Origin of the sequence: Microbacterium sp. NPDC076911 (genome assembly GCF_040687125.1) — a bacterium.
GTDB lineage: Bacteria > Actinomycetota > Actinomycetes > Actinomycetales > Microbacteriaceae > Microbacterium.
This window is the reverse complement of record NZ_JBFBMP010000006.1, coordinates 12,798-37,897: the sequence shown is the minus strand read 5'-3', so window position 1 is coordinate 37,897 and position 25,100 is coordinate 12,798. Positions and strand designations below refer to the sequence as shown.

Here is a 25,100-nt window from a genome sequence, read left to right as displayed (position 1 = left end):
TGACAACTCACTTTTGCCGTGCGTGAAGCTAGCGGCGGGAAGTGAGTCGGTCTTTCACCGTGGAGGCGTAGACATCGTCGTACTTCTGCTCTCCCAATCGCTGCAGGGCAATCATGATCTCGTCGGTAATCGATCGCAGAATGTAGCGATCGCCCTCCATGCCGTAGAAGCGTGAGAAGTCGAGCGGCTCGCCGACGACGACACCGACGCGCACAATGTTCGGCAGTCGCTGACCGATCGGCCACATCACATCGGTGTCGACCATCACGATCGGCACCACAGGCACGCGCGCGACGAGTGCCATTCGAGCGATGCCGGTGCGGCCCCGGTATAGCCGGCCGTCGGGACTGCGCGTGCCTTCGGGGTAGATTCCCAACAGCTGGCTACCACCGAGCACCTGCAGTCCGGTATTCAACGATGCTTCTGACGCCTTGCCCCCCGAGCGATCGATGGGAATCTGACCACTCGCTTTGAAGAAGAACCGCGTCGCCCAGCCTTTGATCCCTTTTCCGGTGAAGTAGTCGCTCTTGGCGAGGAAGGCCATTGGTCGGTCGATCATCAGCGGCAAGATGATCGAGTCTCCGAATGAGAGGTGGTTGCTGGCCAAGATCGCACCACCGGTCGTAGGAATATTGCGGCGGCCGACAATCCAGGGCCGCAGGATTCCTTTCACAAGCGGTCCGATGACCACGTACTTCATGAGCCAGTAGAACATCGATCAGCCCTCGGCCAGCGCCAGGTCAGCAGCACCGATGAGACCGGCGTCGTTCACGAGTTGCGCAATTGCAAATTCAGCGACCGCACGGTCTCCATAACCAGGCAGCGAGGTCTCGTACGCCAGTTTCACGGGAGCCAACAGGCTGTCGCCAAGTTGGGCAACTCCCCCACCGATCACGAACAGCTCCGGATCGAGAATCGCTTGGAACCCACCGCATGCTTCGCCCAGCGCTGTTGCGACACGCCGCAGCGCTTCGGTCGCTCCGGCGTCTCCGGCGAGAACAAGTCGAGAGATCGCGGGCCCTGAAATCGTGCCCTTCTCCTTTCTGATCGCAGCGAGGGCGCTGCCAATTCCCTGTTGATCGGCAATCGAATTGGCTTCACGTTGCAGCGCACGCCCTGACGCATACTTCTCGAGGCATCCGTTCTGTCCACATCCGCACAGCAGACCATCGCGAACGAAACGGGTGTGGCCGAGTTCGGCGCCAATGCCGTGCCCGCCACGGAAGAGTTCCCCGTCGATCACAATGGCGCCGCCGACACCGGTCCCCATCGTCAGCATGACCATGTGGCTAAAGTCGCGGCCAGCTCCGAAGCGGAACTCCGCCCAACCTGCGGCGTTGGCGTCATTCTCGATGAAGACGGGCATATCAATGCGCGACTCCAGCGAAGCTTTCAGCGGCTCATTGCGCCACGCAATATTGGGAGCGTGAATCACAATCGCTCGGTCGCGGTCGATGAAGCCCGCGGCGGCCACCCCCACAGCCCTGATGTCGTGGGCGCCAGCGAAGTGGCGGACCATGTCGCCCACAGCATCGGCGAGGTCGGCTGTATCGGCCGGTGTGTCTACCCGCAGCTTCTCGAGAATGCGGCCGTCCTGGTCGACCACCCCTCCCGCGATCTTGGTTCCACCGATGTCGATACCGACCTTGAGCACCGCATTCCCTTCCGGCCATCGCACTCGCGACGGCGAGTTGAAGTCTATCTAGGCTCCCCCACGGCACAACTAGCGCTTCGACGCTAATAGTCATTCGGCGGGCTAGCGTCCGATTAGACTTGAGCCAGCACCAATGCCCGAAACTCATACCGGTACCGAAGGAGCTGCCGTGGTTCAGTTCGAAGTTCCCGCAATAGTCCCCGCCGATCCGCAGGCAAATGTTACAGACCTGCTCGTAGATCGCCTGAAGAAGACTCCCAACCTCGCGTTGTTTGCCGTTCCTGACGGCGAAGGATGGCGCGATATCACGACCGCAGAGTTCCACAAGCAAGTGATCGCTCTCGCGAAGGGGTTCGCCGCCGCCGGCATCGAACCTGGCGACAAGATCGGCTTCATCGCCCGCACGACATACGAGTGGACGCTGGTTGACTTCGCGCTCTTCTTCGCAGGTGCTGTGATGGTGCCCGTCTATGAAACCAGCTCGCCCTCGCAGATCAGCTGGATTCTGAACAACTCGGGTGCGGTCGGCGTCATTGCCGAGCTTCCCGACCACACCGAACGCATTGAGTCTGTTCGCGACGAACTCACTCTCATTCGCAATGTGTGGAACATGCACACCGATGACCTCAAGACCCTCACCGCAGCGGGCACTGACGTCACCGACGATGAGATCGAGCGCCGGCGCTCCATCGCCAACGGTTCAGATATCGCGACCCTGATCTACACCTCAGGTTCAACCGGGCGTCCGAAGGGCTGCGTTCTCACGCACTCGAACTTCGTCGAACTCACGCGCAACGCGCACCGCGCTTTGGGTGAAGTCGTTGCTCAGCCCGGAGCATCCACACTGCTGTTCATCACGACAGCACACATCTTCGCGCGCTTCATCTCGCTGCTCAACGTCGAAGCCGGCGTCAAGACGGGGCACCAGCCCGACACGAAGCAGCTACTGCCAGCGCTCGGCTCGTTCAAGCCGAGCTATCTATTGGCTGTCCCGCGCGTTTTTGAGAAGGTCTACAACTCTGCAGAGCAGAAGGCTGAAGCGGGCGGCAAGGGCAAGATCTTCCGCGCTGCTGCCGCCGCCGCCATCGAGCACTCGACTCGACTGCAGGATGGAAAGAAGATCCCGTTCGGGCTGAAGATCAAGTTCGCACTGTTCGACAAACTTGTCTACAGCAAGTTGCGCGAAGCCATGGGCGGCAACATTCAGTACGCGGTATCGGGCTCAGCACCCCTCGGACCCCGACTGGGGCACTTCTTCCACAGCCTCGGTGTCACGATTCTCGAAGGCTACGGCCTCACAGAAACGACAGCACCGGCGACAGTCAACCTCGCGACGAAGTCCAAGATCGGCACGGTCGGCCCGGTTCTTCCTGGCGTCGCAGTTCGCTTGGGTGACGGCGATGAGATACAGGTGCGCGGAATCAACGTCTTCAAGGAGTACTGGCAGAACCCCGAAGCCACGGCAGCGGAGTTTGACGGCGAGTGGTTCAAGACGGGTGACATCGGTTCATTCGACGACGAAGGCTTCCTGACGATCACCGGGCGCAAGAAAGAGATCATCGTGACCGCTGGTGGCAAGAATGTTGCTCCTGCGGCCCTCGAAGACCCGATTCGCGCCAACCCGATCGTCGGTCAGGTCGTTGTCGTCGGTGACCAGAAGCCTTTCATCGGTGCGTTGATCACTCTCGATCCTGAGATGCTGCCGACGTGGCTGGGTAACAATGGCAAGCCTGCAGATATGAGCCTCGAGCAGGCTTCGAAGGATCCCGCGGTGCGTGCAGAGGTGCAGCGAGCAATCGATATCGCCAACGCCAAGGTTTCGCGTGCCGAGTCAATCCGCAAGTTCACGATCCTATCCACCGAATGGACTGAGAGCACTGGGCACCTCACTCCGAAGATGAGCATCAAGCGCAACGTCATCATGGATGACTTTGCCGGTGAAATCGCCGACATCTACGACGTGCCGGTAAACACCACGAACGTGTCGCTCTCCTAGTTCTGACGCGCAGGTAGAACGAGCCCCCAGACCTACAAAGGTCTGGGGGCTCATTCGTGGATTCGGTGCCGCGATCGCGGCGTGCCAACTATCTAGTGGCTCAGAACCAGTCGGATTCGCGAACCTCACGCATCGCGATGCGCCGATTCGCGGGCTCGAGTTTGTCAAGGTACAGCGTGCCATCGAGGTGGTCGGTCTCATGTTGAAGCGCCTGCGCCATCAGGCCGTCGCCTTCCAGCACCACCTCATTGCCATCAAGGTCGATGCCAACAACCTTCGCCCAGGGATAGCGAGGCGTGTCGTGCCAGAGGCCTGGCACCGACAAACAGCCTTCACCGATCGGCTCAGGCTCCCCCGACACAGCAACCAGCACCGGATTGAGGACATAGCCGATGTCGCCGTCGATGTTGTAGCTGAAGGCGCGCAGACCGACGCCTATCTGAGGGGCCGCCACTCCGGCTCGACCCGGAAGCTCTACCGTGTCGATCAGATCTTGCACAAGCGCTCTCACACCCGCGTCGACGGATTCAATTGGCGCACACACAGACTTCAGAACCGGGTCACCGAACACCCGGATTGCACGAACGGCCATGATGACTACGCCGCCGAAGCGAGCGAACGCAAGCCTTCGACAACGCTCGCGGCAAGTTCACGTGCCGCGCGTCGTGTCTCGGGGTCCAGATCACGGAAGGTGATTGCACTTCCAGCTGCGATGTGCGGGTCGTAGGGCATTCGCAACACCGTGCGCACGCGCGTCTTGAAGTGCGACTCGAGCCGGTCGAGCTGCACCACTGGCGAACCGGGGCGGGCGCTGTTGATGACCACAACGGCGTTGCGCACCTGAGGCGAGTATCCGTTCGTCTCGAGCCAGGTCAGGGTCTCTGACGCCAAACGCGCTTCGTCAACACTCAGCCCTGCGACAATGACGAGTTGATCTGCCGCCTGCAGAGTCGCTTCCATGACCGAGTGCACGATTCCCGTACCCGTGTCGGTCAGCACAAGCGAGTAATAGTGCGCAGCGAGCTTGGCAACATCACGGTAGTCGGTGTCGCTGAATGCCTCTGAAACACTTGGATCGGCATCGGATGCGACGACGTCAAGACGTGTCTCATCGCGAGCAACCATCGCTGAAAGATCGTTGAATCCGACAACCTCACCGCTCATGCGAACGAGATCGCGCACAGTCTTGCCACCGGCGCGCGAGATGCGATCCGACAGCGTACCCCTGTCGGGGTTTGCATCGATCGCGATCACTCGATCATCCCGCGCGTCAGCCAGCGCCATACCCAAGAGGGTGGTCACTGTGGTCTTGCCGACCCCACCCTTGCGCGAAAGTACCGGCACAAAGCGGGCACCTCCTGCCAGCGGAGCAGCGATGCGCCGGTCCAACTCTTTGCGGGCCTTCGCACGCTTGCTATCACCAAGGTTGATGCGGCGAAGCGAGAGCGAATAGACGAGCTGCTGCCACGCACCTTCGGGCTCCGAGCGAATGACGTGGCTCGGGTCTAGCAGTCGATCCGCGGTCAGCAGGTCTGCCGTCTCACGGTCGGCTTCAATCTCGCCCAAACGCTTCGAGGTGAGCGTGACAGGCGCGGGTGCCACGATGGCTGATCGATCTGGCTCGATCTCGGTCGAGAACACATCCGCGTCTTCGATCTGGCTGTGCTGATCCTCAGCGTCGCCGACCGCGGCGGCGTCAACAACGTCGGCCTCGGGCTCGTCTGCGGTCACCGGTGCGGCGGTCGCCGGCGTGTCGGCGACAGCGGGTTCACCGACCTCGGACTCAACCTCAATCGGCTGAGACAAGAAGACATCAAAGGCCTTGGCCCGAGCGGCGTCTTCGGCTGAGGTCGCTGCGACAGATGGTTCCTCAGAGATGTTCGCAATGCTCGCCTCGTCGTCCACGAAGTCATCATCATCGTCTGCGGCAGGCATTGCGACGTTCACCTGAGCGGTGCCGCCACCGAGAATGCCGAGACCCGAGGTGTCGAGGCTTCCAGAGTCGGACAGCACCCCGTGCTCAGCGTCATCGGGGGTCTGTTCGGTGCGTTCGGGCGTCACTAGTCACTTCTCCTGCGGCGGTATGGATCTGGGGCCATCCTCCAGATTACTGGGCGGGGCGCACTACGACCAAAAGGTCGCCCGCTTCCACCTGCTGTGGTGAGCCGATCGCGAGCCGTTCGATGACGCCGTCGATGGGTGACGTGATCGCTGCCTCCATCTTCATCGCCTCAATGGAAGCGACCGGAGAGCCAGCGGTCACAGTCGCACCAGGCTCGAGCTTTAGTGTCACCACTCCCGAGAACGGTGCCGCGATCTGACCTGGCTTAGAGGTGTCAGCACGCTCGGCTTGTCGCGCCTCTACGGTGATGCTGCGATCCCTCGCGAACACAGGCCGAAGCTGCCCGTTGAGCGTGGTCATCACCGTGCGCATTCCCTTGTCGTCGGCCTCACCGATGGCTTCGAGGCCGACGAAGAGCTGTACGCCGCGTTCGATCTCGACGACATGCTCTGAGCCTTGAGCGAGGCCATAGAGGTAGTCGGAGGTGTCGAGCACGCTCAGGTCGCCGAAGAGCTCGCGCATCGACGTGAACTCACGCGTAGGAGCAGGGAAGAGCAGACGGTTGAGCGCATCACGTCGTGAGAGCGAGTCTGCAGCGAGAGCCGCGCCATCTGCGGGGGTGATCGGCTTCACCTCGATGGAGATGTCTCGTCCCGCCAAGACCTTGGTTCGGAATGGCTCCGGCCAACCTCCCGGGAGGTCTCCCAGTTCGCCAGCCATAAAGCCCACAACCGAATCAGGGATGTCATAGTTCTGCGGGTTCTCGGCAAAGTCAGCAGGATCGGCCTTTACCGCAGCAAGATGCAGGGCGAGGTCGCCCACGACCTTGGACGACGGAGTCACCTTCGGCACGCGACCCAGAATGTTGTTGGCCGCCGCATACATGTCTTCGATGAGTTCGAAGTCCTCGTCAAGTCCCAGAGCGATCGCCTGCTGACGCAGATTTGAGAGCTGGCCGCCGGGAATCTCGTGGTGGTAAACCCGACCTGTGGGGCCGGGGAGACCCGACTCGAACGGGCGGTACATGTGCCGCATGGCTTCCCAATAGGGCTCGAGGCTTGACACCGCGTCAAGATCGATGCCCGTGTCGCGCTCCGTGTGTGCCAGCGAAGCAACGAGCGCCGACAATGACGGCTGGCTCGTGGTGCCCGACATCGGCGCAGCCGCAGCATCCACTGCATCGGCTCCCGCGGCGCTAGCCGCGAGAAGCGTCGCCAACTGGCCGCCAGCGGTGTCGTGGGTGTGCACATGGACCGGCACGTCAAAACGATCCCGAAGGGCGCTCACGAGCCGGGATGCCGCAGTGGGTCGTAGCAGCCCTGCCATGTCCTTGACCGCAAGGACATGTGCGCCAGCGTCGACGATCTGCTCAGCGAGCCCGAGGTAGTAATCCAGCGTGTAGAGATCCTCAGCGGGGTTGAGCAGGTCGCCTGTGTAGCAGAGTGCGACCTCGGCAACGGCGGTGCCCGACGCCAGCACGGCGTCGATGGCGGGACGCATTTGCGCCACGTCATTGAGCGCGTCGAAGATTCGGAAGATATCGATTCCGCTCGATGCTGCCTCTTGCACAAAGGCGTCGGTGACCTCGGTCGGGTATGGGGTGTAGCCGACGGTGTTGCGACCGCGAAGCAACATCTGGATGGCGATGTTCGGGAGCTCTGCGCGCAGGCGATCAAGACGCTCCCACGGGTCTTCACCGAGGAAGCGGAGCGCAACGTCGTAGGTCGCGCCACCCCACGCCTCGATCGACAGCAGCTCGGGAGTGAGCCGCGAGACATACGGTGCAACCGTGGCGAGATCCTTGGTGCGCACCCGCGTCGCAAGCAACGACTGGTGCGCGTCGCGGAATGTGGTCTCCGTGACGGCCAGGGCGGTCTGCTCACGCAACGACTTAGCGAAACCCGCAGGACCGAGCTCGAGCAGCCGCTGTCGCGAGCCGGCAGGAGCCGTGGCGGTGAGATCCAGCTCCGGAAGCTTCAGTCGTGGCTCGACGGAGAGGGGGTTCTCGCCATTCGGCTTGTTGACGGTGGTGTCTACCAGCCAGCTCAACACCTTGGTTCCACGGTCTTTCGACTCGCGACCCTTGAGTAGATGCGGGCGTTCGTCGATGAAAGAAGTGGCGATATCGCCTGAGACGAATGCTGGGTCATCGAGCACTGCTTGCAGGAACGGGATGTTTGTCGACACGCCACGAATGCGGAACTCTGCAAGGGCACGCCGAGCACGAAGCACAGCGGCGCCGAAGTCACGACCACGGCACGTGAGCTTGGAGAGCATCGAGTCGAAGTGGGGTGAGATCTGAGCGCCAGCGGCGGTCGTGCCACCGTCGAGTCGAATGCCCGCCCCACCGGGTGAGCGGTAGGTGGTGATCTTTCCCGTGTCAGGTCGGAAGCCCTGGGTGGGGTCCTCTGTTGTAATACGGCACTGCAGCGCCGCGCCGCGCAGATGGATCTGATCCTGTTCGAGTCCAAGCTCGTGCAGGGTCTGACCTGCGGCGATGCGCATCTGAGACTGCACCAGGTCGACGTCTGTGACTTCCTCCGTCACCGTGTGCTCGACCTGAATTCGAGGGTTCATCTCGATGAAGACGACTTCGCCAGTGCGGGGACCGGCAGTTTCGAGCAGAAACTCCACGGTTCCGGCGTTCTGATAGCCGATCGACTCGGCAAACGCGATGGCATACGAGTGCAGCGCGTCACGGACCTCCGGCTCGAGATTCGGCGCGGGTGCGATCTCGATGACTTTCTGGTGACGACGCTGCACAGAACAATCGCGCTCGAAGAGATGCACGGTGTTGCCTGCGGTATCGGCGAGAATCTGCACTTCAACGTGGCGTGGGCGCTGCACCGCCTGCTCGAGGAACATTCGCGCATCACCGAATGCGCTGCCCGCCTCTCGCATGGCTTCCGCCAGCGCGGGTGCCAGCTCTTCAGCGGTGTCGACGCGCCGCATGCCACGGCCGCCACCACCGGCGACTGCCTTTGCGAAGAGCGGGAAGCCGATGTCTTCAGCCTGCCCAAGCAGGGCATCGACATCGTCTGAAGCTTCGGTCGAGCGAAGTACCGGCACACCGGCCGCAATCGCGTGGTGCTTGGCGGTGACCTTGTTTCCAGCCATCTCGAGCACCGATGCTGGAGGGCCGATGAATGCGATCCCGTGAGCTGCGGCCTGCTCGGCAAGCTCGGGATTCTCTGAGAGGAACCCATAACCCGGGTAGATGGCGTCAGCCCCAGCTTCGCGCGCCACGCGGATGATCTCATCGACGCTCAGGTAGGCGCGGACAGGATGCCCTACCTCGCCAATCAGATACGCCTCGTCGGCTTTGAGGCGATGCAGGGAGCTTCGGTCTTCGTGGGGGTACACCGCGACTGTGCGCGCACCCAATTCGTAGGCAGCGCGGAAAGCGCGGATAGCGATCTCTCCACGGTTAGCGACGAGGATCTTACGGAACATTCGACCTCCGAGGGCGGCAATGCTGGCGGACCTGAGTGCGTTCTCAGCCTAGAGGACTGTAACGTAGAGCCTTGTGCACGTCCTCTCCGTCAGCTCGCTTAAGGGTGGAGTCGGCAAAACGACCGTAACTCTCGGACTCGCATCGGCGGCTTTCGCCCGGGGTGTCCGTACGCTCGTCGTCGACCTCGACCCGCAGTCCGACGTCTCTACGGGGCTGGATATTCAGGTAGCAGGTCGCCTGAACGTCGCCGATGTGTTGGCGAATCCGAAAGACAAGGTCGTTCGGCAAGCGATCACCTCAAGCGGTTGGGCGAAGGTTCACCCTGGCACGATCGACGTGATGATCGGCAGCCCCTCGGCGATCAACTTCGATGGCCCCCACCCGAGTGTGAGAGACGTCTGGAAGCTCGAAGAAGCACTCGCCACCATCGAGGCCGACTACGACCTGGTGCTGGTTGACTGTGCCCCGTCTCTCAACGCCCTGACTCGCACAGCCTGGGCAGCCAGCGACCGCGTGGTCGTGGTCACCGAACCAGGCCTGTTCTCGGTTGCGGCGGCCGACCGTGCACTTCGCGCGATCGAAGAGATTCGTCGCGGCCTCTCCCCCCGTCTTCAGCCTCTGGGCATCGTGGTGAACCGTGTTCGTCCGCAGTCGATCGAACACCAGTTCCGCATCAAAGAGCTGCGCGACATGTTCGGCCCCCTGGTGCTGAGTCCGCAGCTCCCCGAGCGCACCTCGTTGCAGCAGGCTCAGGGTGCGGCCAAGCCCCTGCACATCTGGCCCGGCGACTCCGCCCAGGAACTCGCGGCAGACTTCGATGCACTGCTTGACCGCATCATCCGCACCGGACGCGTGCCGGTGCCCAACGAGACACCTACGTAGTCCACCTACGCAGTCCACCGACGGCCACACGGTGGCGATGAGTGGGGAAGACCTTCTCAGGCAGATCGCGCGGCGCGGCGAGCGGCAAGCTCGTCAGCGGCATCGGGCAGCTGCGGGTCGAAGTCGACGAGAGTGGACTCCACTTCGCGCAGCACCTTGCCGACGGCGATGCCGAAGACGCCCTGGCCGCGACTGACCAGGTCGATGACCTCATCGTTCGACGTGCAGAGATAGACCGATGCGCCGTCACTCATGAGCGTCGTTCCGGCGAGATCGCGGATACCTGAGGCTCGCAGCTGATCAACCGCCGTACGAATCTGCTGAAGCGAGATTCCGGTGTCGAGAAGGCGCTTAACGAGTTTCAGGACGAGAATGTCGCGGAATCCGTAGAGGCGTTGCGATCCAGAACCACTCGCACCGCGCACGGTGGGCTTTACCAGCTCGGTACGTGCCCAATAGTCCAGCTGACGATATGTAATTCCGGCCGCGCGCGCCGCAACAGCACCGCGATAGCCGACTTCGTCGTCCATCTCGGGAAGCCCGTCGGTGAAAAGGAGGTCTGCAGTGAACGCACCACCGTCTAGATTGTCGCGATCGCTCACGCGCGTTCCCCCTCCGCCTTCGTTAGTCCCACGGTAGAACAGGCAGACGCCTGCGGCAATGACATCCGACGTGTGCGGTCGGCGTGTCGTGTGAATCAGTCCACAAGTCGTTCGAGCGCCGCGCGCACGAAAATAGCGCGCACCTCTTCGAGTTGTTGCGCCAGCTGAGGCGCCAACTCCCCCGCTCGACCGCGCGATGACGAGTCAGTGCGACGCAGCAGCGGCGCAAGGGCAGACTCAATCAGCGACACATCTCGTTCAGCGCTTTGACGGAGCGTGCGCATGTGTCGCGGCTCAATTCCGTGACGATCAAGCGCCACAAGGGCGCGCAGAAGCGCCACGGACTGATCTGTGTACACGTCCGCCGCGAGCACGCCAGTGCTGATCGCGTCGTTGAGCAACTGCGGAGCAGCGCCCGAAGCGGCCAGCAGTTCTTCCCTGCGGTAGCGGCGCGGTGCAGGAACGATCGATGGCGGCGGCACGGATGTCGGCGTCACCGGGTCACGCCCGGCATCCACATCCTGCAGATAGTCCCGAATCACCGAGAGCGGTAGGTAGTGATCGCGTTGCAAGGTAAGCGCGAGCCTGAGCCGCTCGAGATCATCCGGCGAAAACTTTCGGTAGCCAGATTCGGTGCGAAGTGGGGTGATAATCCCCTGCACTTCAAGGAAGCGCAGCTTGCTCGAAGTGAGCGAAGGGAACTCTGGCGACAACCTCGCGAGCACCTGCCCAATACTCAGCAGACCCGACGACGCAGCGCGTTCGCGGGCAGAAGCAGCCGGCATCAGGCTTCGGGCGTCTGTGGCAGGTCAGCAGGCGAACCAAAGAAGTTGAGACGGAACTTTCCGACTCGCACTTCAGAGCCATTCACGAGAGCCGCGCGATCGACGCGCTCACCGTTCACGTAGGTTCCGTTCAGCGAGCGCTGGTCAACCAGCTCAAACGCAGCGTTTGTCCGCGTGATTTCCGCGTGACGGCGCGACACGGTGACGTCATCGAAGAATATGTCTGCTTCAGGGTGGCGTCCCACGGTGGTCACGTCGGTGTCGAGCAGGTAGCGGGCACCAGCTGCGGGACCTGAGCGCACGATCAGCAGGGCCGCACCAGAGGGAAGAGCCTCGATGGCTTCAAGTTCAGCGTCGCCCAACTCACTTCCGAACGGCACAAACGACAGATCCGAGTCGTGCCCAAACGTCTGTGTGACGTCAACCGGGCGACTGGAATCGTCGGGACGGCGATATTCCTCCACGGGGTCCTCCTTTGAGGTGCAAGCCTAGCCGATCGATCCCCCGCTACACGAGGCCAGATCCTTGGCGATCACGAATTCATGGCGAGCACATAGCCACACCGAGGCACCGAGCAAGTATGACGCACGCAATCTCAACCTCCTCGACAGGCGTAGCCTGGAGGTGATGCGTACTTCAGCGAAATCAGTGACCGTGCTCTCTCAAAGCGGGTTCGCCATTTTGGCGGCCATGCTCCTCACCTTCGCCGCGCTGATGTTCGCCTCGCCGGCCCACGCTCACGACGAGCTCACCGGCACCGACCCGGCGGCAGACTCGACAGTTGACGCTCTGCCTAGCGAGTTGACGCTGACCTTCAGCGCCGAGATCTCGCAAGAAGACGGAGCCTCTGAGATTGAGGTCACCGACGTGTCAGGCATGTCGCTCGCCGTGGCCGATCCGTCTGTCAGCGACAACGTGCTGACCCAGCCCCTCGAAGGCGACGCTACGGGTGAAGTAACGGTGCTCTGGAAGGTTGTTTCAAACGACGGGCACCCAATCTCTGGCGAGTATTCCTTCACTGTCGCAGCGCCCGAGCCCACCGAAACTCCCGAGCCCACTGCTACCGAAGAGCCGATTGTCGAACCGACCACGCAAGCCTCCGCTGAGCCCTCCGCGACCGCGACAGTAGACGCTGTCGATGCCGAGAACGCTTCCGGTGCTGTGTGGCCCTGGGTAGTCGGCGGCATCGTCGTTGTGGGCGTGGCCGGAGCGGTGACGTACCTGCTCGTGTCACGCTCGCGCCAAAAGAAGTCTCTCGCTGATTCCGACCCCACTACCAAACGATAAGGTTTTAGTCATGCCTCACTACGACGTCGTCATCCTTGGCGCGGGCCCCGGCGGCTATGTCGCAGCGGTCCGCAGCGCTCAGCTCGGTCTTTCTGTTGCGATCGTTGAAGAAAAGTACTGGGGCGGTGTCTGCCTAAACGTAGGTTGCATCCCCTCCAAGGCTCTTCTTCGCAATGCTGATCTCGCGCACATCTTCAATCACAAAGCCGAGCTCTTCGGTATGTCGGGCGACGTGTCGTTCGACTTTGGCACCGCGTGGGACCGCAGCCGCAAGGTGTCTGAGACGCATGTCAAGGGCATCCACTACTTGATGAAGAAGAACAAGGTCACCGAGTACGAAGGACGCGGAACGTTCACCGGCCCCAAGGGCATGACCGTCGCAAAGGCAGACGGTTCGAGCGAAGAGCTCACCTTCGACAATGCGATCATTTCGACGGGTTCGACGGTTCGCCTGCTTCCCGGAGTCACTCTGAGCGACAACGTCGTGACCTATGAAGAGCAGATCATGACGCGTGATCTGCCTGAATCAATCGTCATTGTCGGCGCCGGTGCGATCGGCATGGAGTTCGCTTTCGTGCTGGTAAACTACGGCGTCAAGGTCACGATCATCGAGTACCTTGACCGCGCTCTTCCGAACGAAGATGCAGACGTCTCGAAAGAGATCGCCCGTCAGTACAAGAAGTACGGCGTCGAGCTGCTCACCTCTACAAAGGTCGAGACGGTCACCGACCACGGTAGCCATGTCACGGTGACCTGCACCCCGAATGCTGGCGGCGACACACAGTCGATCGACGCATCGAAGGTTCTCATGTCAATCGGCTTCGCCCCGAACGTTGAGGGCTTCGGTCTCGACAAGACCGGTGTGAAGCTCACCGAACGCGGAGCCATCGAGATCGATGACTACATGCACACCTCGGTTCCGCACATCTACGCAATTGGCGATGTCACAGCGAAGCTGCAGCTTGCCCACGTCGCTGAAGCCCAGGGTGTTGTCGCCGCCGAAACCATCGGCAAGGCCGAAACCATGGCGCTGGGCGACTACCGGATGATGCCCCGCGCGACGTTCTGCTCGCCGCAGGTAGCGTCGTTCGGCCTCACCGAGCAGCAGGCACGCGACGAAGGGTACGACGTCAAGGTCGCGAAGTTCCCGTTCTCGGCGAACGGCAAGGCAAACGGCCTGGGCGAGCCCATCGGGTTCGTGAAGCTGATCGCCGATGGCGAGCACCTGGAGCTCCTTGGTGGTCACCTCATTGGCCCCGATGTGTCTGAGCTTCTGCCAGAGCTGACGCTGGCGCAGAAGTGGGACCTCACCGCTCTCGAAGGGGCGCGCAACGTGCACACCCACCCGACGCTTTCTGAAGCAGTGCAAGAGGCCTTCCACGGTCTCGCCGGTCACATGATCAATATGTGATTCACGCATGAACGAAACAACCCCGGGACTGAACAGTCTCGGGGTTGTTTGGTTCAGCGACGAGATCTTCAGTAGCCGAGGGCCCGAGCGAGTTTCGAGTCGGATGCTGCGACCTTGCCTCCAGCGGCGACGACAGCCGCCTCGACGGCGGCGAAAAACGCTGTGCGCCACTCGGCATCATCCGGTGCCGCGGGCCCGAGTTCCACCTCCCACTCGCGCCACGAGCGCGCGGCCCCCGAACGCTCATCGAGCGTCGAGACGATATCGTCGGCAAACTCTGCGAGCGCGCCGCCCGAGGCATCGCACAGCGCATACGCGATGCGATAGTTCTGAATTCGGGCGAGCGGAAGCAACGGGTCTTGGGTAACCTCAGCCAGCACGGCAAGCGCCGGGGGCGGAACCTCCGCTGCGCTACCCAGCGGCCAGTGCAACTCGACACGGCCGTTGCCCACGCGTGGTCCTTTGATGTGCCAGCCGGCATCGCCTCCGCCAGTGCGGCGACGCAACGCGAACCCCGCGGAAGCGAGCGCGAACTCGGTGGTGTCGAGATAGCGGGCGTCCAGCTCTCGCACCTCGCCGGCGCCGACTGAGACGACGTCAGCCACGCTGAGCCAGTCCGGCAACGCTGTGTCGGTGTCAGCGTCGAACTTGAGCTCTACCTCGACCGACCGCGTCGGCGCGGCGGCATCCGCTGCCGAGTCAGCGGCGGTCACGCGGGGCATCTGGGTCTGGATCGATGTCGTCTTGCGACTCCACAAACCAGAATGCCGACTCAGTCGGCCCATCACCCTGACCGGTATGTTCCGGTTGCCCTTTTCGTGCGTAGACGACCTGTGTCTCGCTGTAGGGAACGATGAGCCGCTCCATAGCGGGATCGTCGAGGGGAAGAATCTGCCCGTCGAGCGGGCCGCCGTGCAATCGTGCGATAGCCATAGTCCGAGCCTAGCGCCGGGCAACGCTGTTGTCTTCGAACTAGAGGCCTCGGGCAGCAGCACCAGCAGTGTCGCGGCGACCGAATGGTCACGAGATAATGGACAGTGTGAAGCCTTTCGTTCTCCTCGCTACCCGAGCCGAAGATCTGCCGGCCGACGAGGAATACGAACTCTTCCTCCGCTACACCGGACTCGCGCCCGAGCAGCTCATCCGCGTACGGCTCGAGGCGGGGCCGATGCCCGAACTGAACCTCGACGAGCTCTCCGGCATCTTCGTCGGTGGCGGGCCGTTCAACGCTTCAGACTCCCGCGAGAAGAAATCCGCTGTGCAGCACCGAGTGGAAGCAGACTTTCACGCGCTGCTCACCGAAGTTGTCGCACGTGACTTTCCGTTCCTGGGCGCCTGCTACGGCGTCGGCACGGTAGGCGCGTTTCTCGGAGCCACGATTGATCGCACCTATTCCGAACCGATCAGCGTGGTTTCACTCAGCGTCACCGAGGCAGGGGCAACGGATGCGTTGTTGCACGATATGCCATCTACCTTCGGCGCGTTCGTCGGCCACAAAGAGGCCATCTCAAAGCTGCCCGACAGCGCAACTCTCCTGGCCTCGTCGCAGACGTGCCCCGTACAAATGTTCCGCGTCGGCGAGAACGTGTATGCGACGCAGTTTCATCCAGAACTCGACGTCGAAGGCATCACCACACGCATTCATGCCTACGCAGAGCACGGCTACTTTGCGGCTGATGAGCTTGAGCTGACGCTCAGTGCGGTGCGGGCAGCATCCGTCTCGCACCCGAGCCGCATCCTGCGCACCTTCGTTCAGCGCTACGCGCGCTGAGCGCCTCATCCCGTACGAAGCAACGCCGCCTAGAACGAGGGCGGTGTGTGCCAGATGCGTTCAATATAATCGCGCATTGAGCGATCCGACGAGAAATATCCGCATCGCGCGACGTTGAGGATTGCCGAGCGCGTCCAGGCGTCCTGGTCGGCATACGCTTCGTCTACCTTCGCTTGAGCCTCGATGTAGCTCGAGTAGTCGGCCAGCACCATGAAGCGATCGTCATAGAGCAGGTTCGACACGATCGGCTCGAACGCCGAGCGGTCACCGCCCGAAAATGCACCCGACGCGATCAGGTCAAGCGAGCGGCGCAAGCCATTGTCAGCGTTGTAAAACGAACTCGGCTTATATCCCTTCGCCCATAGGGCCTCCACGTCGGGCTCGCTCATTCCGAAGAGGAAGAAGTTGTCGTCACCGACCAGCTCGCGAATCTCGACGTTGGCACCATCATCGGTACCGATTGTGAGCGCCCCGTTGAGAGCGAACTTCATATTGCCTGTGCCCGACGCCTCTTTGCCCGCGAGCGAAATCTGCTCTGAGAGGTCAGCGGCAGGGATTACCCGCTCGGCGAGGGTGACGTTGTAGTTCGGTGGGAAGAGCACCTTGAGCTTGCCCTCGACCCTCGGGTCGCTGTTCACCACAGAGCCGACCGCGTTGATCAGATGGATGATGCGCTTCGCCATGACATATCCGGGCGCCGCCTTCGCACCGAAGATGAAGGTGCGCGGCTGCACGTCGCTGACCGCGAGGCGCCCCGAGATGATCCCCTCATAGGTGGTGACGATGTGCAGCACCTTGAGCATCTGACGCTTGTACTCGTGCAACCGCTTGACCATCACGTCAAGCATGTGCCCGTCGCTCACTTCGAATCCGTCGCGTTCTCGCAACACGTCGCTGAGGAGACGCTTGTTGATTGCCTTCACCTCGGCGAACTGTGCACGAAACTCGGGATCCTCTGCGTAGGTTTCGAGCTCGCGCAACCGCTCGAGATCAGTAACCCAACCGCCACCGAGTGCGTCGGTGATGAGCCCTGACAGCGAAGGATTCGCCAAACGCACGAACCGGCGGGGCGTCACACCGTTGGTGACATTGATGAACTTGCCCGGGTAGAACTCGTTGAAGTCGGGCAGCACCTTGTCGCGCAACAACTGTGAGTGCAGCTCAGCAACACCGTTCACTTTTGCACCGGCGACGGTCGCGAGGCAGGCCATGCGCACCGAGCGCACCGGATACTCGCCGATGATCGACATGTCGCGTATGCGCATCTCGTCATCGCCAAACTTCTCGCGCACGGCAACGAGGAATTCCTCGTTGATGCGGTAGATGATCTCGAGGTGTCTCGGCAGCAACCGACCCAGCAACTCGACGGGCCAGACTTCAAGCGCCTCAGGCAGCAGAGTGTGACACGTGTACGCGAAACACTGCTGCGTGACCGCCCATGCGGCATCCCAATCCATCTTCTTCTCATCGACCAGCACGCGCATGAACTCGGGAACCGCGATCACCGGGTGAGTGTCGTTGAGCTGGAAGATGATTCGCTCGGGCAGGTTGGTCAGCTCGAAATCAGCCGGGAGCATGACCCCGAACACATCTCTGATCGATGCCGCCACGAAGAAATACTGCTGTTGCAGTCGCAGCTCTTTGCCCTGGGGCGTGGAATCCTCGGGATACAGCACCTTCGAGATGTTCTCGGCATAGGTCTGGGCCCGCACCGCCTCTTCGTAATCACCAGAGTTGAATACCCGAAGATCGAAAGAGTTGGTGGCGACAGCACTCCACAATCGGAGCGTGTTGACGCGCCCATTCTGGTAGCCGGGCACCATGTAGTTGTAAGGCACAGCCTGCACGTTCCAGGACGGAATCCAGCGAGAGCGGGCGACGCCCTCGTCGTCGTAGGTTTCGGTGTGTCCACCGAATGCAATCGTCTGTGCGGCCTCGGGGTGCGGGAACTCCCACGGCGACCCCATCGAGAGCCAAGCGTCGGGCTGTTCTGCCTGCTGCCCGTCGACGAATGTTTGACGGAAGATGCCGTACTCATAGCGAATGCCGTAGCCGACGTTCGGCACTCCCATGGTGGCGAGCGAGTCGATGAAACAGGCCGCGAGGCGGCCGAGACCGCCGTTTCCGAGCCCTGGCTCGACCTCCTGCTGCCGAAGGTCATCGAGATCGATGCCACAGGCGGCGAGCGCCTCTTCGGCGATCTCGCTGAGACCCGAGGCGAGCAGGTTGTTGTCGAGTTGGCGACCGAGTAGGTACTCCGCAGAGAGGTACGCCACTCCCTTGTCTTGAACCTCGCGCTGACGCCTCAGATCTTCGAGCCAGCGCGCCATGAGATAGTCGCGCACTGTGTGTGCGAGAGCGAAGTACTTGTCGGTCGCACTCGCATTCGAGAGCACAACGCCGCGGCCGGAATTGAGGTTCAACAGAAATTCCCGCACGAATCCATCGACCGTGCTCGGCGGCGCCGTGACCGGCGCAAGCGCGAGCGGGTGTGTGGGAGGAAGCTGATCATGCATGAGTACGAAACTACCGAGTTCCGCGCGATTCTCCGCGCACTCGACGCACCAGATCTTTTACTTGGTTGTCACCTGAGGCGGTTGGCTAGGCACTATCCCGCGACAACTCGCGCTATCTCGGCCTCGCCCGCGGGCGCTTCAGCTCTGAGGCTCGGCGTGAGTCCAAGATCAACGAACACAATGTCACCACTCAGCTCGGGGCCGCGGCCGGTGGCTAGTCCGGCTTTCACGGCGCCGAACGTGACTGTCACCGCGGCCGGCAACACTACGTCATCTGCCTCACCGGTGTCGGGGTGAATACCGCTTGGAAGATCCACCGCCACGACGCGCAAAGCGCCCGTGCGTGTGACAGGCAGAAGCGACTGAACTGCTTCGCGTGCGTCACCGCGCAACGCCGAGTTTGCGCCCGCACCGATGCCGAGAATGCCGTCCACAATGAGGTCGTAGCTCGCTGCGCTGTCCCTCAGCCGTGCGAGGTCGATCCGTCGCACGCCTGCAGCGACAGCCTCGGCGAGCGCAGCAACATGAAAGCGCGGGGATACGAGCAGCACGTCAACAGCTATCCGTGCGTCCGCCATTTGCACGCTCGAGAACGGGTCGGCATCAGCTGCAATCGAGGCAGCGCTCTGCGAAGCCAGCTCGGCGGCCGCGAACAAGGCATCAGCACCGTTGTCACCGCTGCCTGCAAGAACAAGCACTCGCGGCGACGCAACGCCGGCAAGCTCTTGTTTCATCACATCGGCGAGGGCAGCCGCTGCGCGCAACATCAGGGGAACGCCTTCGGCGAGCAACGGCGCCTCCGCTGCGCGCACCTGCGCCGCGCTATACGTCGTTGCCCAGGTCGTCATGAGCTCGACGTCACCTTCGTGCTGTCTTCCTTCGTGCTGTCGCCTTTAACGCTGTCTTCCTTCGTGCTGTCTTCCTTCGCGTCAGTGCCCTCACGCTCCGCTGCCTCAGCCTCGCGGGCTATCTGCAGCTCTTTACTAGCAAATCGCACTTCGTTCTCAGCACGAAGCACTCGGCGCTGGGCGAAGGTAGATGCACCGAACTTCGCACGAACTCGATCATGCTCCTCTTCGATTCCCGTCACGATGTAGGCGCAAGCGATGAGAATCACCTGGGCCGAAAGATTGAACCAGAGCAGCAACGCTATGAGTGATGCAAAAGTAGCGAATAGCGGGTTGGACGATGCGCCACCCACGAACAGCGAAGACAGCTGCTGCAACACGGTGAGGCCCACGGCGCCGATCAGTGCGCCGCTCCACAGCGAGCGCGCCGACGGCTTTACTCCTGACAGCGCAAGAAACAGCACCGCGATGATGGCTGCATCCACGGCGAACACCACAACGAGCGTCAGCACGCGTGTGCTGACCTGCACCAGTTCAGAGCTGTCGGCGATACCGAGCCATCCTGCAACAAGGTCAAGCCCCGCCGAGCCGATGAATGTGACGACCGCTGAGGCTGCGAGTGCAAGCCCGATTCCAATGGCCAACAGCAGGTTGCGCAACATGACCCACAGAAAGAAGCCATCTTGCTGCGCGAAGTCAGCGATGGACCGGATCGCCAAACGCATCGTCGCAATCGCTCCGATCGCCGCTGCGACCAGGGCGACAAGAGAGATCACTCCCGCGGTGGTCAGTCCGGCGGGTGCATCGATTTCGTCGGTCGCGATGATGCCGTCAGGCCCGACAAGACCCGGAACGAAGTTGTTGACTGCGTCGATCAGCGCTTGCCATGCCGCAGGGTTTCCAGCGAGCCAGATCGTTGCGATCGAAAAGCCCAACATCACCCCGGCGAACACACTGAAGAGAGCGCGGTAGGTGACGCTGTCTGCCAGCATCGGCCCACGCCGCTCTACGTACAACAATGCAGATCGTACGAGCTTGAGCGATAGCACCCAGGCAATTGCTTTCGCGATGAACTCCTTCATACCGCCACGATAGCGAGCCCGACGCTCGCGGCGGTGGGGTTGGACAGAGCAGGTTATCAGCGCTATAGGTGCCCGAGGCTATTCGGGCACGCACTCTTCACTCACCTCGGCAAAGACAGCCCAACGCAACAGGTTTCGAACGCTTCGCCCATCACAATGCCTAGCCAGCCACCCGCCAGCATCCATGGGCCAAACGGCATCGGCGTCGTTCGTTTCACTCGGCCAAGTGCCAGCAGCACAACGCCAAATGCGCCGCCAAGCAGAAAGGCGGAGAATGCCCCAACTGCGAGCGAGGTCCACCCCAGCCACCCGAGATACATCCCGATCACCCCAGCAAGCTTCACGTCGCCACCGCCCATGCCTGTGGGCTGTAGGTACCGGAGCATGAAGTAGAAACTGAAAAGAGCCGCTGTGCCCGCCACTGCGGTCAGCATCGCCTGCCAGTCACCGACGAGCAGCGAAGCACTGCTGAGAAGCACAGCGCCGACCGGATAGCACGGCATGACAATGGCATTCGGAAGCCGATGCGTTGCAACATCAATGAACGTGAGAGCGATCGAAACGGCGGCAAAATACAGGAAAGCCACCATCGTGATGACCAAGGACCACACCTCAAGCGCATTGCTCGTCGCTGCGCGGGCGCAGATCAACAACGTCGCCCCCACAAAGGCTACGGACGTCAGCACGTTCACAATTGTGTGTCGCGCCGAAAGGTGCGCGCGCGTGCGGAGTGGTGTCACAGCTAGCGGCTCGTTCGAGTGCTTGACCGCAGGCGCTGGGAACCGATCAATCAGAACATTGACGAGGTAGCCTGCGGCAACGCCGAAAGCACCAACGAGCACTATCAATGCAACAGTAGGGGCCGCCGTCACGTGAGCCCCAAGATGTTCGTAGCCGCTCTAGCCATCCAGTACCTCAAGACGCACCAGAACAGGCCCACCGTCCATGAGATTCTCCGCATCGCGAACCGACTTTTTCAGCGGCAGCACGTAGGTTCCAGTCTTCTTGTCGGGAAAGACCGATGTCTTCCACTCGGAGCAGCCGACCCGCGCAATCACGCGTACTGATCCAAATCCGCGATATGGGCGAGGGATCTCGCGAATGTCGTCGCTGAGTTCCGGCGGCACTGCCGTGAGATGCATGGCTACATCGGCGCGCGCATCCCAGAGAAAAACTTCGCCTTCGAACTCGATGATCATGCACGTAGTCCACCACAGCCGGAGCCACGTACGTGCTCCTTCTCCACACCCCTGCCAATAGGATCGAGCGCGTGCCGTCCAACCCGCGCCCCTCGTCGAAGACACCCGCAAGCAACCGTCTGCCACCCACGTCCACGACGCAGCGACCCGGCCGGGACATGACCCGGCCGCTCCCCGCAGGGCTCAGCTGGACGACACTTATTGTCTTCGCTGCGACGCTCGGTGTTTCCTACGTCGCGCTCGCGCTCCCCTGGTGGTTGCCCGTCGTCTACGTTGCGATGAGCATCGTAACGTTCGTGTCCTACGGCATCGACAAAGCAGCCGCACCCCGAGCACGTCGCCGCGTCTCTGAGCGCACGTTGCTCGTGCTTGGTCTACTGGCCGGATGGCCCGGCGCACTACTCGCGCAGCAACTGTTTCGCCACAAGACACGTAAACGGTCGTTCCGCCGCAAGTTCTGGCTCAGCATCGTCGTCAATGTCGTGGCGTTGGTGATCCTGGTCTTTCTGCTGTCTCCCGTGATCCGCTGATTGCCCCGCGCCGGCGGGCGCCCGAATCAAACGACGCGTTTAAAACGAACCGACGACCACGTGTCTGACAGCGAAATATTGCCGTTCAGGGTCCACCCGCATTCCTCGGCGCGCTTCCAGATGCTGTCGCGGTTGATGTCTGCTTTGTTTCCCTTGGGATAGCCCAGCCAGATTGCACGCGGCATTACCAGCAACGGAAATGCATCGGCCAGCCGAGCATCAAGTTCGTGGCGGTTGTGCGCGAACATCACGACGACTCCGTCGGTATCACCGCTGATGCCGTCAACAACCGTCACCCCATCGGGGAGCGGGTCAAGCAGTACGCGCTGATCCGCGCTTGAAGCACCGAGAAGCAGTTCGGTGTTGGGCTTGATCTGAAGTTTCTCGGCGACCGTGCGAACCATCGTGGATATCCATTCGTGAGTCAAGAAGCGGTGCGACCGCAACCAGCCACCAGCCACCAGCCACCAGCCACCAGCGCGATGAAGCATTCCGAGGCCGCAACGCCGAGCACGACGTGCGTCTAGTAGAAACTACCTCGTGAGTCTAGAGCGGAGGGTTCTAGAACGGAGGCTTCTCGGGCACGACAGCGGGAACTCGCCACCACGGCACATGCGTAGCAAATCCGGTCGGCGACGCTATTCCCACGGAACCATCGCGCCGTCTTCGATACGAAAGCTTGGTCCTACTCTTCAACCGATGATCAGTCCCGCACAGTGGATGAAGGTTTGCGATGTTTGTGGCTCCGCGTTCAGGGCCGTGATACTCCTGCCAATGATCGATCTCGGCGTCGATCGCGACCCGATTGCATCCATCTCGAACGCACAAATGATGGGTGAGCATCAGCCACTCGCGCTGCGCGCGGGTGACCAGACGAGAGCGGCGATCCATGTCGAGGATCACGCCCGTCACTGGATCGGTGATGACTCGGGTGAACCGGCCGGCATCGAGAAGCAGCTGCCTCGCAGTCACCGGGTCGATCGCGCCGTCGCCGAGCAATTGGGCTCCGAAGCGAGATCAAGACCGCCATCGCGAAGGTCTCCCCCGCGGCGCACCGTGTGCTGAGCTTCGGGAGTAAGAGCGTCAAGCGGCACCGTCACGAAAACCTTGGTCTTGACCGCAGTCGCTGTGCCAGCTCCCCGAAGCCACGCAACCGTCAGGTCCGCGCGAATCTGGTCACGAGTCCGTTCATCTCGCGTGCCGTCGTCATGCACAACACGCTTCAAGTGCTTGGCCGTCGAAGTAGCGCGACGCTTGATCGCCAACAGATCGGTTGTCGCACCGTACAGGTGCAACCATGACATACCGTCGGCGACCGATTCAATGATCACGCGACGTTGACCGAAGGCATCAGCGTGCGCCGCTGGATCAGAACCAGGAGCGAGCCGTCGTGCCGCACGCCGCAGCTTGGCGCGGAACGACGCGGGCGAACCGTGCAGCACCGCCTCCGCGGCGTAGTCATCGAACTGCCGGATCAGTGCCGCGTCTCCTCGGAACCGCGGCAACAGGGCAATTGCAGCATCCACTTGAGGAAGACCGGCGAAACCATCTCGCGCACGTGCCCACAACCGTGGGAGGCAGTCGCGCCCCACGTCAGCCGTGTGCGCAATCGACCGGAGGGTCGACTCCGCAAGATTGAACCTCAACGATGCTTCGAGCACCGCAGAGCGCTCGGCAAACTGCTCAGCATCCGGCATATTCGCTTCGACATAGATCCACGGATGGCTTCGCGCGAATGCAAACGCATCTGCCAATTTCACTGCACGACCGGCCATGCGACGGTTCACATCGAACTGATCTTCTTCGACCGCGTCATACATGAAGCTCAGAATCTGCTCGTGCGTAATCTCGGCATAATCTCGGGCATACGCCTCAGAAACCTCGCGATCGCGATCATCTACGAAGCGATCATCGTCATCGAAACGCGCCGCATCCATAACCACATATTAGTACATAGGTACGACACTCACAAGACCTCCGCCTTGCAAAGAATCCAGCAAATCAGAGAATCACCACTGATGATGCATGGCATCTCGCAACAATCGCTCGTACACATCACGAACTGCAGAATCGAACATATCTACGTCAAATCCACTCTCGGCCAACTCGCCCGCGTCAGCGTTTCCCTGCGCTTGCGAAACGCTGCGCGCGCCAGGGATCACCGCCGTCACCCCAGGGCGCGAGGCAATCCACGCGAGAGTCGCCGCGGGAAGCGTGACACCTTCTGGCAACGCACTGGTCAGCTCCGCTACCGCCTCGAGGCCCACAGAGAAGTCCACGCCCGAGAAGGTCTCGCCGCGGTCGAAGGCCTCGCCGTGTCGGTTGTACGTACGGTGATCGTTTTCGGCAAACGTCGTGTTGGCCGTGTATTTGCCCGACAGCAATCCTGAGGCAAGAGGCACGCGCGCGAAGACCGCAACGCCTGCCGCATCGGCCGCTGGCAGCACCTCATCCAGGGGCTTCAACCGGAACGGGTTGAAAATGATCTGCACATTCGACACGTTCGGGCGCGAGATGACGGCGAGCGCTTGCGCGGCCGTCTCTACCGAGACGCCATAGGCAGCAATCGTGCCGTCGGCGACCAGGGCATCCAACGCGTCGTAAGTCTCATCACTTTTGATCACCGCGGTAGGCGGGCAGTGCAGTTGCACGAGGTCGAGGGCGTCCACGCGGAGGTTCTTGCGCGAGCGATCGGTCCACGCGCGAAAGTTCTCGGAGCCGTAGTTCTCTGCCTCCTGCGCCATCCGCCGACCCATCTTGGTGGCAACGGTGATGCCGTGTCCGGGGCGCGAAGCAAGGAATGCACCGATGATCGACTCGCTGCGGCCGTCACCGTAGACATCGGCGGTGTCGAACAGCGTCACGCCAGCGTCGGCCGACGCAGCAAGTACCGCGGTCGCGTCTTCTTCGCTGACCGCTCCCCAATCCGCACCGAGCTGCCAGGTTCCCAACCCGATAGCGGAGATGCTTCGACCGGTGCGAGCGAGGGGGCGCTGGTTCATGAGGTTCCTTGTGTGACGG

25 protein-coding genes are annotated in these 25,100 nt (G+C 61.7%); 6 read left to right on the top strand and 19 right to left on the bottom strand.

Annotation, left to right across the window (positions count from 1 at the left end; translation table 11 throughout):
- Positions 1–28 precede the first annotated feature (28 nt).
- Together AB0O81_RS10600 and AB0O81_RS10595 are read right to left on the bottom strand one after the other, a co-directional pair.
- Entirely contained in the window at positions 29–715 is a 687-nt protein-coding gene (locus tag AB0O81_RS10600; protein ID WP_363584032.1) for a lysophospholipid acyltransferase family protein, read from the bottom strand.
- Between the two features lie 3 nt (positions 716–718).
- Entirely contained in the window at positions 719–1,654 is a 936-nt protein-coding gene (locus tag AB0O81_RS10595) for an ROK family glucokinase (RefSeq protein ID WP_363584030.1), read from the bottom strand.
- A gap of 169 nt (positions 1,655–1,823) precedes the next feature.
- Between AB0O81_RS10595 and AB0O81_RS10590 the strand changes: the two genes are divergently transcribed.
- Positions 1,824–3,650, top strand: a complete 1,827-nt coding sequence (locus tag AB0O81_RS10590; protein ID WP_363584028.1) for a long-chain fatty acid--CoA ligase — start codon at positions 1,824–1,826, stop codon at positions 3,648–3,650.
- A gap of 100 nt (positions 3,651–3,750) precedes the next feature.
- Here the strand turns inward: AB0O81_RS10590 and def are convergent, their stop codons facing one another.
- From def to AB0O81_RS10575, 3 genes are read right to left on the bottom strand one after another with little or no spacing between them, the layout of a single operon-like run.
- Positions 3,751–4,242 (bottom strand): peptide deformylase, encoded by a 492-nt coding sequence (gene def, locus AB0O81_RS10585; protein ID WP_363584026.1) that lies wholly within the window; start codon positions 4,240–4,242, stop codon positions 3,751–3,753.
- 5 nt (positions 4,243–4,247) lie between these two features.
- Positions 4,248–5,711 (bottom strand): AAA family ATPase, encoded by a 1,464-nt coding sequence (locus AB0O81_RS10580; RefSeq protein ID WP_363584024.1) that lies wholly within the window; start codon positions 5,709–5,711, stop codon positions 4,248–4,250.
- Positions 5,712–5,757: 46 nt separating this feature from the next.
- The gene (locus AB0O81_RS10575; RefSeq protein WP_363584022.1) at positions 5,758–9,165 is read right to left on the bottom strand and encodes a pyruvate carboxylase; all 3,408 of its coding nucleotides are present in this window, start codon (positions 9,163–9,165) and stop codon (positions 5,758–5,760) included.
- 73 nt (positions 9,166–9,238) lie between these two features.
- Between AB0O81_RS10575 and AB0O81_RS10570 the strand changes: the two genes are divergently transcribed.
- Entirely contained in the window at positions 9,239–10,048 is an 810-nt protein-coding gene (locus tag AB0O81_RS10570; protein ID WP_363584020.1) for a ParA family protein, read from the top strand.
- Between the two features lie 56 nt (positions 10,049–10,104).
- On the opposite strand, the gene AB0O81_RS10565 is transcribed toward AB0O81_RS10570, so the two are convergent.
- The 3 genes from AB0O81_RS10565 to AB0O81_RS10555 all read right to left on the bottom strand — a co-directional run bounded on the left by AB0O81_RS10565 (position 10,105) and on the right by AB0O81_RS10555 (position 11,899).
- Positions 10,105–10,650, bottom strand: coding sequence for a MerR family transcriptional regulator (locus AB0O81_RS10565; RefSeq protein ID WP_363584018.1), 546 nt, complete (start codon positions 10,648–10,650; stop codon positions 10,105–10,107).
- Between the two features lie 95 nt (positions 10,651–10,745).
- Positions 10,746–11,435 (bottom strand): MerR family transcriptional regulator, encoded by a 690-nt coding sequence (locus AB0O81_RS10560; RefSeq protein ID WP_363584016.1) that lies wholly within the window; start codon positions 11,433–11,435, stop codon positions 10,746–10,748.
- Positions 11,435–11,899 carry an FHA domain-containing protein gene (locus tag AB0O81_RS10555; RefSeq protein ID WP_363584014.1) on the bottom strand — a complete coding sequence of 155 codons (465 nt, stop codon included), beginning with the start codon at positions 11,897–11,899 and terminating at the stop codon, positions 11,435–11,437. The genes AB0O81_RS10560 and AB0O81_RS10555 overlap by 1 nt, the downstream gene beginning before the upstream one ends.
- A gap of 163 nt (positions 11,900–12,062) precedes the next feature.
- Between AB0O81_RS10555 and AB0O81_RS10550 the strand changes: the two genes are divergently transcribed.
- On the top strand, positions 12,063–12,722 hold the full coding sequence (locus tag AB0O81_RS10550; RefSeq protein WP_363584012.1) for a copper resistance CopC family protein: 660 nt from the start codon (positions 12,063–12,065) through the stop codon (positions 12,720–12,722).
- Positions 12,723–12,732: 10 nt separating this feature from the next.
- The gene (gene lpdA / locus AB0O81_RS10545; RefSeq protein WP_363584010.1) at positions 12,733–14,133 is read left to right on the top strand and encodes a dihydrolipoyl dehydrogenase; all 1,401 of its coding nucleotides are present in this window, start codon (positions 12,733–12,735) and stop codon (positions 14,131–14,133) included.
- 68 nt (positions 14,134–14,201) lie between these two features.
- Here lpdA and AB0O81_RS10540 read toward each other — a convergent pair whose 3' ends face one another.
- Both AB0O81_RS10540 and AB0O81_RS10535 read right to left on the bottom strand, forming a co-directional pair.
- Entirely contained in the window at positions 14,202–14,846 is a 645-nt protein-coding gene (locus tag AB0O81_RS10540; protein WP_363584008.1) for a CYTH domain-containing protein, read from the bottom strand.
- Positions 14,833–15,066, bottom strand: a complete 234-nt coding sequence (locus AB0O81_RS10535; protein ID WP_337337709.1) for a response regulator — start codon at positions 15,064–15,066, stop codon at positions 14,833–14,835. Before AB0O81_RS10535 ends, AB0O81_RS10540 begins: the two co-directional genes overlap by 14 nt.
- A gap of 106 nt (positions 15,067–15,172) precedes the next feature.
- Between AB0O81_RS10535 and AB0O81_RS10530 the strand changes: the two genes are divergently transcribed.
- Positions 15,173–15,904 (top strand): glutamine amidotransferase, encoded by a 732-nt coding sequence (locus AB0O81_RS10530; protein ID WP_363584005.1) that lies wholly within the window; start codon positions 15,173–15,175, stop codon positions 15,902–15,904.
- Positions 15,905–15,933: 29 nt separating this feature from the next.
- On the opposite strand, the gene AB0O81_RS10525 is transcribed toward AB0O81_RS10530, so the two are convergent.
- From AB0O81_RS10525 to AB0O81_RS10505, 5 genes are all read right to left on the bottom strand, one after another.
- Positions 15,934–18,420 carry a glycogen/starch/alpha-glucan phosphorylase gene (locus AB0O81_RS10525; RefSeq protein ID WP_363584003.1) on the bottom strand — a complete coding sequence of 829 codons (2,487 nt, stop codon included), beginning with the start codon at positions 18,418–18,420 and terminating at the stop codon, positions 15,934–15,936.
- 92 nt (positions 18,421–18,512) lie between these two features.
- Positions 18,513–19,268, bottom strand: a complete 756-nt coding sequence (locus AB0O81_RS10520) for an NAD(P)H-hydrate epimerase (RefSeq protein WP_363584001.1) — start codon at positions 19,266–19,268, stop codon at positions 18,513–18,515.
- Positions 19,265–20,350 carry a YihY/virulence factor BrkB family protein gene (locus AB0O81_RS10515; RefSeq protein WP_363583999.1) on the bottom strand — a complete coding sequence of 362 codons (1,086 nt, stop codon included), beginning with the start codon at positions 20,348–20,350 and terminating at the stop codon, positions 19,265–19,267. The genes AB0O81_RS10520 and AB0O81_RS10515 overlap by 4 nt, the downstream gene beginning before the upstream one ends.
- A gap of 101 nt (positions 20,351–20,451) precedes the next feature.
- Entirely contained in the window at positions 20,452–21,036 is a 585-nt protein-coding gene (locus AB0O81_RS10510; RefSeq protein ID WP_363583997.1) for an A24 family peptidase, read from the bottom strand.
- A gap of 213 nt (positions 21,037–21,249) precedes the next feature.
- Complete coding sequence (locus AB0O81_RS10505) at positions 21,250–21,549, bottom strand: DUF1905 domain-containing protein (RefSeq protein WP_363583995.1); 300 nt, start codon at positions 21,547–21,549, stop codon at positions 21,250–21,252.
- A gap of 158 nt (positions 21,550–21,707) precedes the next feature.
- On the opposite strand from AB0O81_RS10505, the gene AB0O81_RS10500 reads away from it, so the two are divergent.
- Positions 21,708–22,079 (top strand): DUF1294 domain-containing protein, encoded by a 372-nt coding sequence (locus AB0O81_RS10500; protein ID WP_363583993.1) that lies wholly within the window; start codon positions 21,708–21,710, stop codon positions 22,077–22,079.
- 26 nt (positions 22,080–22,105) lie between these two features.
- Here the strand turns inward: AB0O81_RS10500 and AB0O81_RS10495 are convergent, their stop codons facing one another.
- The 4 genes from AB0O81_RS10495 to AB0O81_RS10480 all read right to left on the bottom strand — a co-directional run bounded on the left by AB0O81_RS10495 (position 22,106) and on the right by AB0O81_RS10480 (position 25,081).
- Positions 22,106–22,570: a DUF3052 domain-containing protein gene (locus AB0O81_RS10495; RefSeq protein ID WP_363583991.1), complete on the bottom strand. Its 465-nt coding sequence runs from the start codon at positions 22,568–22,570 to the stop codon at positions 22,106–22,108.
- A gap of 70 nt (positions 22,571–22,640) precedes the next feature.
- Positions 22,641–23,078, bottom strand: coding sequence for an HNH endonuclease signature motif containing protein (locus AB0O81_RS10490; RefSeq protein ID WP_363583989.1), 438 nt, complete (start codon positions 23,076–23,078; stop codon positions 22,641–22,643).
- Positions 23,048–24,016, bottom strand: a complete 969-nt coding sequence (locus tag AB0O81_RS10485; RefSeq protein WP_363583987.1) for a hypothetical protein — start codon at positions 24,014–24,016, stop codon at positions 23,048–23,050. The genes AB0O81_RS10490 and AB0O81_RS10485 overlap by 31 nt, the downstream gene beginning before the upstream one ends.
- 72 nt (positions 24,017–24,088) lie before the next feature.
- Positions 24,089–25,081: an aldo/keto reductase gene (locus AB0O81_RS10480; RefSeq protein ID WP_363583984.1), complete on the bottom strand. Its 993-nt coding sequence runs from the start codon at positions 25,079–25,081 to the stop codon at positions 24,089–24,091.
- Between the last annotated feature and the right edge of the window lie 19 nt (positions 25,082–25,100).

Excerpts from the sequence above, each read along its gene's own strand:
- AB0O81_RS10600 (WP_363584032.1), bottom strand. The coding sequence starts at position 715 with ATGTTCTACTGGCTCATGAAGTACGTGGTCATCGGACCGCTTGTGAAA.
- def (WP_363584026.1), bottom strand. The coding sequence starts at position 4,242 with ATGGCCGTTCGTGCAATCCGGGTGTTCGGTGACCCGGTTCTGAAGTCT.
- AB0O81_RS10575 (WP_363584022.1), bottom strand. The coding sequence starts at position 9,165 with ATGTTCCGTAAGATCCTCGTCGCTAACCGTGGAGAGATCGCTATCCGC.
- AB0O81_RS10560 (WP_363584016.1), bottom strand. The coding sequence starts at position 11,435 with ATGCCGGCTGCTTCTGCCCGCGAACGCGCTGCGTCGTCGGGTCTGCTG.
- AB0O81_RS10550 (WP_363584012.1), top strand. The coding sequence starts at position 12,063 with ATGCGTACTTCAGCGAAATCAGTGACCGTGCTCTCTCAAAGCGGGTTC.
- lpdA (WP_363584010.1), top strand. The coding sequence starts at position 12,733 with ATGCCTCACTACGACGTCGTCATCCTTGGCGCGGGCCCCGGCGGCTAT.
- AB0O81_RS10535 (WP_337337709.1), bottom strand. The coding sequence starts at position 15,066 with ATGGCTATCGCACGATTGCACGGCGGCCCGCTCGACGGGCAGATTCTT.
- AB0O81_RS10525 (WP_363584003.1), bottom strand. The coding sequence starts at position 18,420 with ATGCATGATCAGCTTCCTCCCACACACCCGCTCGCGCTTGCGCCGGTC.
- AB0O81_RS10520 (WP_363584001.1), bottom strand. The coding sequence starts at position 19,268 with ATGACGACCTGGGCAACGACGTATAGCGCGGCGCAGGTGCGCGCAGCG.
- AB0O81_RS10515 (WP_363583999.1), bottom strand. The coding sequence starts at position 20,350 with ATGAAGGAGTTCATCGCGAAAGCAATTGCCTGGGTGCTATCGCTCAAG.
- AB0O81_RS10505 (WP_363583995.1), bottom strand. The coding sequence starts at position 21,549 with ATGATCATCGAGTTCGAAGGCGAAGTTTTTCTCTGGGATGCGCGCGCC.
- AB0O81_RS10500 (WP_363583993.1), top strand. The coding sequence starts at position 21,708 with ATGACCCGGCCGCTCCCCGCAGGGCTCAGCTGGACGACACTTATTGTC.
- AB0O81_RS10495 (WP_363583991.1), bottom strand. The coding sequence starts at position 22,570 with ATGCTTCATCGCGCTGGTGGCTGGTGGCTGGTGGCTGGTGGCTGGTTG.
- AB0O81_RS10485 (WP_363583987.1), bottom strand. The coding sequence starts at position 24,016 with ATGGATGCGGCGCGTTTCGATGACGATGATCGCTTCGTAGATGATCGC.
- AB0O81_RS10480 (WP_363583984.1), bottom strand. The coding sequence starts at position 25,081 with ATGAACCAGCGCCCCCTCGCTCGCACCGGTCGAAGCATCTCCGCTATC.